The 7,511-nt window shown below is 70.9% G+C and carries 7 protein-coding genes and 1 pseudogene; 5 read left to right on the top strand and 3 right to left on the bottom strand.

All coding sequences use genetic code 11. The features are described from left to right. Window positions 1-72 precede the first annotated feature (72 nt). Both AB0M39_RS40815 and AB0M39_RS40810 read left to right on the top strand, forming a co-directional pair. Entirely contained in the window at window positions 73-345 is a 273-nt protein-coding gene (locus AB0M39_RS40815) for a hypothetical protein (RefSeq protein ID WP_365373927.1), read from the top strand. Window positions 346-400: 55 nt separating this feature from the next. Next, window positions 401-685: pseudogene (locus tag AB0M39_RS40810) on the top strand (hypothetical protein). Window positions 686-699: 14 nt separating this feature from the next. On the opposite strand, the gene AB0M39_RS40805 reads toward AB0M39_RS40810, so the two are convergent. Further along, a complete protein-coding gene (locus tag AB0M39_RS40805; RefSeq protein WP_365373925.1) occupies window positions 700-1,968 on the bottom strand; it encodes a bifunctional GNAT family N-acetyltransferase/ATP-binding protein in 1,269 nt (422 codons plus the stop codon). Window positions 1,969-2,311: 343 nt separating this feature from the next. Continuing rightward, window positions 2,312-2,716 (bottom strand): hypothetical protein, encoded by a 405-nt coding sequence (locus AB0M39_RS40800; protein WP_365373922.1) that lies wholly within the window; start codon window positions 2,714-2,716, stop codon window positions 2,312-2,314. Window positions 2,717-2,968: 252 nt separating this feature from the next. Between AB0M39_RS40800 and AB0M39_RS40795 the strand changes: the two genes are divergently transcribed. Both AB0M39_RS40795 and AB0M39_RS40790 read left to right on the top strand, forming a co-directional pair. After that, complete coding sequence (locus tag AB0M39_RS40795; RefSeq protein WP_365373920.1) at window positions 2,969-3,175, top strand: hypothetical protein; 207 nt, start codon at window positions 2,969-2,971, stop codon at window positions 3,173-3,175. A 302-nt stretch (window positions 3,176-3,477) separates the two neighbouring features. Then, window positions 3,478-5,103 carry a sulfatase-like hydrolase/transferase gene (locus tag AB0M39_RS40790; protein ID WP_365373917.1) on the top strand — a complete coding sequence of 542 codons (1,626 nt, stop codon included), beginning with the start codon at window positions 3,478-3,480 and terminating at the stop codon, window positions 5,101-5,103. A gap of 210 nt (window positions 5,104-5,313) precedes the next feature. Here the strand turns inward: AB0M39_RS40790 and AB0M39_RS40785 are convergent, their stop codons facing one another. After that, on the bottom strand, window positions 5,314-6,456 hold the full coding sequence (locus tag AB0M39_RS40785) for a DUF2254 family protein (protein ID WP_365373914.1): 1,143 nt from the start codon (window positions 6,454-6,456) through the stop codon (window positions 5,314-5,316). Between the two features lie 406 nt (window positions 6,457-6,862). Between AB0M39_RS40785 and AB0M39_RS40780 the strand changes: the two genes are divergently transcribed. Beyond that, window positions 6,863-7,511: carbonic anhydrase (locus AB0M39_RS40780; RefSeq protein WP_365373911.1), on the top strand; the 649-nt coding region annotated here is incomplete at its 3' end.

Here is a 7,511-nt window from a genome sequence, read left to right as displayed (position 1 = left end):
CTCATCTCCCTCATCCCCGGAATCGGCTGAAGCCATGACGAACAACTCCGTAGGAAACGCAGGGCGTCTGCTCTGGGCGGGCCTGCGCGCCCTGCCCAGACACTGCCCTCGCTCGGACACGCCGAGGTCCGGATCATCGCGCACACTCCGGAAGCCGCCCGAGCGGTCGCGGAGGCGCTCCGAGAACGTTTCGCAGGCGCGGAACAGCGCAGCTACCCCGCCCTCGACGGCAACACGCGCCTCCACCTCACCGTGGACACGGCGACACCCTCGGGCCCCGCCCGCTCGTGGCTGGCCGCCAGCAGGACCCCGGCCGGCGCCGGCGCGCACGCCGACGAGATCTGAGAAGCCCCGACCGGCCCCGGAGCCCACTCCACCCCACACACGAAAGGACGCGGTCATGGCCACACTGCGCGAACGCAAGACCTACCGCGACCGGGTGCTCCGGGCCCTGTACGAAGCCGTCGAGGGCAACCGCCTCCTCGGCGTCACCGGAGCACAGCTGGAGCGCGACCTCCACGTACCGGAACAGGACCTGGCCGCCGCCTGCACCTGCCTGGCGGGCGAAGGACTGATCACCGTCGACTGAGAACACGGCAACACCCCGGCGATGGTCACCCTCACCCACGAGGGAGTCAGGCACATGGAGGCCGAGGAGGAAGGGACGGCCACGAGCGCGGCCTGATCCGGACAGCACACCTAGATGCGGGCGAACTTCTCGGTCTGCTGGGCGAACTCCTGTGCCATGGCCGCGCTGACCGTGGGCCTGGTCTCGCCGATCGTGCGCAGGTAGTCCTCGGTGGTGGGGCGGGCCCGGGTCCCGGTGTCGAAGGTGTGCTCGAACTGAACCTGGGAGACGGTGCGCGCCACATGGGCGATGTCGGCGGGGGTGAACCCCTCGCTGGCGTCCGCCAGCGCCGCGCTGTCGGCCTCCGCGCCCGCCCGGGCCAGGTAGCTCTCCCACAGCGCAGTCCTCGCGCGGTGGTCCGGGGGGCCGATCGGCAGGACGTAGTCGAAACGGCCGTGCCGTAGGAAGGCGGAGTCGAGCGTGGTCACGTCGTTCGTGGCGCAGACGAGCAGCCGTCCGTCCTGGCCCCGGAACCGGACGATCGCCTTGAGCAGTTCGTTGACGACGCCGACCGCGGTCGCGTCCGCGCCGCTCCGGGTTCCGGCGATCTCCTCGACCTCGTCGATGAAGACCAGGACGTGGTCGAGCCCGGCGATCTCGTCGAAGCGCCGGTTCAGCCCGCTCGCCAGTCCGTACTCGGCGGCCAGCCGGGCGGGGAACAGCTCGAGGAAGGGCCATTGCAGGCGGCTGGCGATCGCGTGCGCGAACGTGCTCTTCCCCGTCCCGGGCGGACCGAACAGCATCACCGCCCGCGGCAGCTCCACGCCGTGCTGGGCGGCCATTTCGGGATGGGCCAGTGGCAGGACCAGGCGCCGCTCGATGAGCTCCTTCTCCTTCTGCATGCCCGCGACCTTCTGCCACAGTCCCCCGGGCGGCAGCTCCGCTCCCAGCGACGCGAGCATGCTGACCGCCTGCGGGGTCACGCGCCCGCGCTTCTCGAAGAAGACCAGGCCGGGACGGGCAGCGAAGCCGCAGTTGTGCAGGGCGGTGGCACCGGTCTCGCCGTCGGGCAGGACCGCGTGCACCGTGCGGACGCCACCGGTGAACAGCCGGTGCTCCAGGGCTGTGATCAGGGCGCTGCCCAGGCCTTGGTGCCGCCAGGCGGGCGCCATGCTGATGCGCAGGATCCACGCCCGCTCACTCTCCACCCTGCTCACCGCGGCGCCGACCACCTCCTCGTCTGCGGTGGCCACCACCGCCGGGTGGAGGGCCTGGAGGGCCGCCACGGCGTCCGAGAGCGGAAAGAGCGGTGGCTCGTCGGCCGTGCCGCTCTCGGCGTCGACTCGGAGCACCGCTTCGAGATCGTCCTGGGTGTAGTCCCTGACACGCCACCCCGTCATGGTCAGCTCCGCGTGTTCGGCCGTACTCCCATCATCAGCCGATGCGAGCCGGGGCGCGCGCGGCAGCGACCGCGCGCCCCCGCAGTGCCGGTGCGCGGAGCCGTCGTGATGCCAGGCGGGCGAACAGATCCATCTCGGCATCGGAGGCGACTGAAAGGCCGATCGGTGCCCGGGGGCCCGCTGCTGATCAATTGCGCATCGACAGGCGTCGACCCCCAGGACCCGCCCCGCCCGGACCCGCAGCGCCGGATAGCGCGCCGTGGCAGAGCTGGACGCGCTCAGCCGCCCGCACGTGACCCGCCCCAGGAGGCCGACAGCGCCCAGGTCGTACTCGGCAGCCGTGTCAGTTGAGTCGGGACACGAGTTTGCGGTGCTCGAGGGCCGAGAGGCCGGTGGCCTGGACGAGGACCTGAATGCCGTCGAGTGCGTCGCGCAGAGCGGCGGAGGCCCGGACGTAGGCGGCTTCGTGCTCTGGGCCAGAGGCTTCCGGGAGCCAAGAGATCATCACGACTTCGTTCATCCGCGCCCCGTCGGCGGTGGCGAACGCCAGGTCGTAGACGATGATGCGGGGCTCGTCGGCGGGCAGCGACTGCAAGAGCTCGTCGTGGGTCAGGTTGCCCTGCGACTCGAGCACGACAGCGTCCAGCGTGCTGCTGAGCCGGTAGATCACCGTGTTGACCGCCCGCTTGCTCTTCAGCTCCTGGAACGCGCTGACACAGCTCTCGTCCACGGCGATCTCACTGCTCACGGGGGGCCTTCCGGTTGGAGGGTGGATGAGCGGCTCAACGAACCCGCCCCCGCGAAGTTCCGCCTTGGACCGGGAAGGCGGGGCGCGCCGGGCACCCCAGTTGGATTCCCGGCCCGACGGCGGCTGGCCTCCGGTACGACCAGGGAGGCCCTCTGTACCTGCTTCGGGCCGGGCACGTGCACGGGCGGAGAAGTCGCGGGTGACCCGGCTGTTCGTCGGCTCGTTCTGCGGTCGTGGCCCTGAAAGGATCCTGTGGCCTATCGCCGCCGGTCTTCGAGCAGCGCGCGGCACTGCGAGCTCGCGCTCACCCTGGCGATGTTCGCGATCGTGCCAGCCAGCCTGTTCGAGCTCCTCCACGCCGAGGAGCGCCAGGAGACGAAGCCGGACCGCGGCCAGGATGTGCGCGCCCAGGCCTCGATCCGCCCTTCCGGTACCCGCCGCACCGCCGGATCACAGTGAGGCGTCGTCCCGGCACCACCCTGAGGATCGGTGACCGGCTTGCCCGCCTGGGGGCTTGCCCCAGAGGGCACCGGTCTCCTTTCAACCCAACGATCACCCGCCATTTCACGATCCCCGACCGCGTCAGCCACCGATGAGCAGCGCGCCTTCACCCGGACGGGTCCAGGTGGCCGCGTCCTCACAACCGTCAGGCGCGTTCGCGACCTAGATTCGGGCGGGTGCACCGATCGCGTGCACCCCGCCCCGTCCGTCGCCGGCGCACGGGGGCGGCACATGCGAAACACGTCGGAGGGCAGGTGGCCATGTCGCGTCGCCCCAACATCCTGCTGATCGTCACTGACGAGGAGCGGGCGGTGATCCCGCGCCCCGACGGCTTCTCTCTGCCGGCGCGCGAACGCCTGGCAGCACGGGGAACGGTCCTCGACCGGTTCTACGCGGCCTCCGCGATGTGCAGCTCCGCCCGGTCCGTGCTCTACACCGGTCAGCACCTGCCCCTCACCGAGATCTACGACAACGACAACATGCCGTACATCCGCCCGCTCGATCCCGGCCTCGGCACGCTGGGCACGATGCTGCGCTCGGCCGGCTACTACTGCACCTACCAGGGGAAATGGCACCTCTCGAACGCCTACGTCACTCCGGAGCAGCCCGCGCCGACGACGGACGCCCTGGAGCCGTACGGGTTCAGCGAGTTCAACGACTGGGGGGACATCGACGGAGGAGCATGGGCGGGGCTGAAGGTCGACCCGGTGATCGCGGGCCAGGCAGTGCGCTGGCTTCGCAGCAGGGCGCCGGTCGTGGCGGAGGACCAGCCGTGGTTCATGGCCGTCAACTTCGTCAACCCGCACGACATCATGAGCTTCGACTACGGCGGCTCTCCCCAGGTCCAGCTGCCGTTCGGGCTGGCTCATGCGGTGGTGGCCAAGTCGGCGGCCGACATTCCCGTGTACCGGAGGCGTTGGGACTTCCCGCTGCCCGAGAGCCTGCACGACGATCTGTCCGGCGCGGCTCCCGCGGTGGCCGAGTACGCGCGGATGCTCGACACCGTCTTCGGGCCCGTGGCCGACGACACACGCTGGTACGACGGCCTGAACTTCTACCTCAACGCGCTGCGCGACGTGGACCGCAGCGTCGAGCTGGTGCTCGACGCGCTGGAGGCCTCCGGCCAGGCTGACCACACCGTCGTCGTCTTCACGGCCGACCATGGGGAGATGGCCGGGTCCCACGGTCTGCGGCAGAAGGGCAATCTCGTCTACGACGAGAACTTCCACATCCCCTTCGTCCTCTGCCACCCCGACGTCGCCGGCGGCACGCGCACCGACGCCCTCGGGTCCGCGGTGGACCTCGCCCCCACCCTGCTCGAATGCGCGGGCGTGGCCCCCGCAGAGATCGCCGACCGGTTCCCCGCGCTCAAGGGCCGCTCGCTCGTGCCGGTTCTGGACGGTTCGGCGGTACGCGAGGGAGTCCTGTCCGCGGTCGAGTCGATCGTGACCCTGGACGCCTCGTTCTGGTTCGAGTTCGCCGACCCCGAGGCCTCGGCACGGATCGGGACCGGCGCCCTGCGCCCCGACTGGACCAAGCGCGGATTCCTCCGCAGTTACACCGACGACCACTACACGTTCGGCCGGTACTTCTCCCCGCTGAGCCCGAACCGCCCCGCAGACCTGCAAGCCCTGCTCGCCGACAACGACGTCGTTCTCTACGACCGCCAGGAGGACCCGGCGGAGGTCCGCAACCTCGCCGCCGACCCCGCCCACCACGACCTCGTCCAGCGCTGCTCCCGTCTGCTGGAGGCCCTCATCGACGCCGAGATCGGCACGGACACCCGCGCCTGGGTGACCGAGCGGCCCCGGCTGCTCGGCTGGCCGACCTGGCACGGCGACACCGATCAGCCGGCCCCCGCGGCGGCAGGCGCCTCCGGAGGATAAGTCCGGGCGACGTGTCGCCCACGACGAGCGCGCCGATGACGACGGACATGGCGTGCATCGGTCCGCCGATGGCCGGTGCACCTTTGGTGCGCCTGCGGGGAAGTCGGGTACACGCCAGTCCGGGGAGAGCTCGGTGACCGCCCGAACCGAGCTCTGGGCGGAACACGGGTGCTCCCAGAGGACGTAGAGCCCCTCCTCTGCGCCCGCGGCTCAGCGGCCGGCGGACTCGTACACGAACGCGGGATGTCTTCCCGCCAACTCCTTCTCGACCCAGATCAGCCGCTCCTGCAAGGAACGGCGGCGTCGCTGCTGCGCCACCTCCTGCAGCCGCCGCAGCAGCTCCCCGGCGCGCGAGAGCACCATCGGTGCGTCCGAGGCCGCACGGCAGAGGTCGTCGAACCCGACCCGGACGAACTCGTCCCAGGACGGCAGGCGCATCACCACTCGCACGGCGCCCGCCTCGTCGGCGATCGACCGGTCGCCCAGGTCGGCCGATGCGATCAGTCGGAGCAGGTCCTCGACGGCGTCCAGAACCTGCACGGCGGTCGCGGGATCGTTGATCGCCGGGGACAGGGCGCGCAGCCCGATGTCGCACAACAGCCGGAAGGCGAAGGTCGGATCCTGGTGGAAGGTGCGCTCCAGCTCTGCGACCACCGCCCGGAGCACCTCCGCGTCAGGCAGACGGCCGCCACGGACCTCGGCCACCACGTCACCCGTGTAGAGGAGGGTCCCCACCGGCGCCTTGAGGACGACCACTGCGTCGGCCTCTGTCGCCGCCCGGATCAGCCGGAGCAGGTCCACCTGTGCGACGAGGACGGTGTCGCCGGGCCACACGACGGTCGACGTCACATCGGGCAGGCGGCGCACCCCGCCTCCTTCCGGAGCGTCGCCGTCCGTGCCGTTCGGCGGCGGGTACACGGCTCGCAGAACCTCCCTGCCGCGCTTGCGCACGTCGGAGAGGACGTGCGCGAGCTGGATGGAGCGCAGGGCGTTCAACAGCAGGCGGCGGACCAGTACGAGAGCCGCCGCGGACAGGACGACGGCCGTCACGGGAACGACCACGGACACGGTGGGGCGCGCGCCGATGGCCAGCGTCGCCGTCACCGAGAACACCAGGAGTCCGACCACGAGGGCGAAGGCCCGCCACACCACTGGGTCGGACCGGAACAGGACGAGCCGATGGCTGAAGTTCCCCGCCGCCCACTGCACGACCAGAAACAGCAGCGAGAAGATCAGCGTCGCAACGCTCAGCACCCCCAAGCCGACGACCTTCAGCACGTCGACGGCCCGATCCGCAGCGACCTGGTACTCGCCCTCGATTCCCGGCAGGATCAGTCCCAGGGCGAGCCCCACGGCTGCCGCGACCACCTGCGCGGCCCCCGCGCGGAGCGCGCGCCGTGGACGGACCACACCCTCTGCCGACCGGACCGAACCGAACCGCATCGTCGGCGGGACGTCCACAGCAGTCTCCGATCAGGCGCACGGTCGCAGCGAGGAAACGCTCGGGCAACCGGCAAGACGGTGCAAGACGACATGCCGTGATTCAGCCGACAAGAACCGTGACCGTCGGCGACAGCAGGATCGTCGGCCTCGGCGTCCAGGGAGCAAAAAGCCACCCGACGTCGAGATCAGCGGCCCTCACCAGCTGCTTGGGCATGCGAGCGGACCTTGAGCCCGTTTGGGCGCGATTCGCCGCACCGCGCCTGTCGCAGCAGGCCCCCCAAGCGTGGCCGGAGGGCGCCGATCGTAGTCTTCGGCCATGACTGACGCCCCGATCCTGACACCCACGCAAGCCCTCGAACAGCTCCTGGCCGGCAACGAGCGCTTCGTCGCCGGCTCGCCGCAGCACCCCAACCAGGACGCTGCCCGCCGCGCCGAGACCGCACCCGTCCAGCGCCCCTTCGCAGTGGTCTTCGGCTGCTCAGACTCACGTCTGGCCGCCGAGATCATCTTCGACCAGGGGCTGGGCGACCTGTTCGTCGTCCGCACCGCCGGCCATGTCGCAGGCCCGGAAGTGCTGGGCAGCATCGAGTACGGCGCGAGCGTGCTGGGCTGCCCGCTCGTCGTGGTCCTGGGCCACGACTCCTGCGGCGCGGTCGCGGCGACCCGCGCCGCCCTCACCGACGGCGTTGGCGCCACCGGGTACGTACGCGATGTGATCGAGCGTGTCACGCCCAGCGTCCTGGCCGCCCACGCCGCCGGTCTCACCGAGGAGGACGACATCATCGCCGAGCACATCCGGCACACCCTCGACCTCCTGTTGGACCGCTCCCGTGTCCTGGCCGACCAGGTCGCCGCCGGGAAGACGGCCGTCGTGGGCCTGTCCTACCGGCTGGCCGACGGCAGCGCCCGCCTCGTCACCACCCGTGGCCTTCCGGACCGCGCAGCCGCCCTCGGCCAGGGCGACT

Source organism: Streptomyces sp. NPDC051907 (assembly GCF_040681075.1).
Classification (GTDB): domain Bacteria; phylum Actinomycetota; class Actinomycetes; order Streptomycetales; family Streptomycetaceae; genus Streptomyces.
Note: the sequence above shows the minus strand (reverse complement) of the source record. Positions and strands in the feature narration are given on the sequence as shown.

Bases quoted from the DNA above. Each gene is read 5' to 3' on its own strand.
- AB0M39_RS40805 (WP_365373925.1), bottom strand. From the start codon at position 1,968: ATGACGGGGTGGCGTGTCAGGGACTACACCCAGGACGATCTCGAAGCG.
- AB0M39_RS40790 (WP_365373917.1), top strand. From the start codon at position 3,478: ATGTCGCGTCGCCCCAACATCCTGCTGATCGTCACTGACGAGGAGCGG.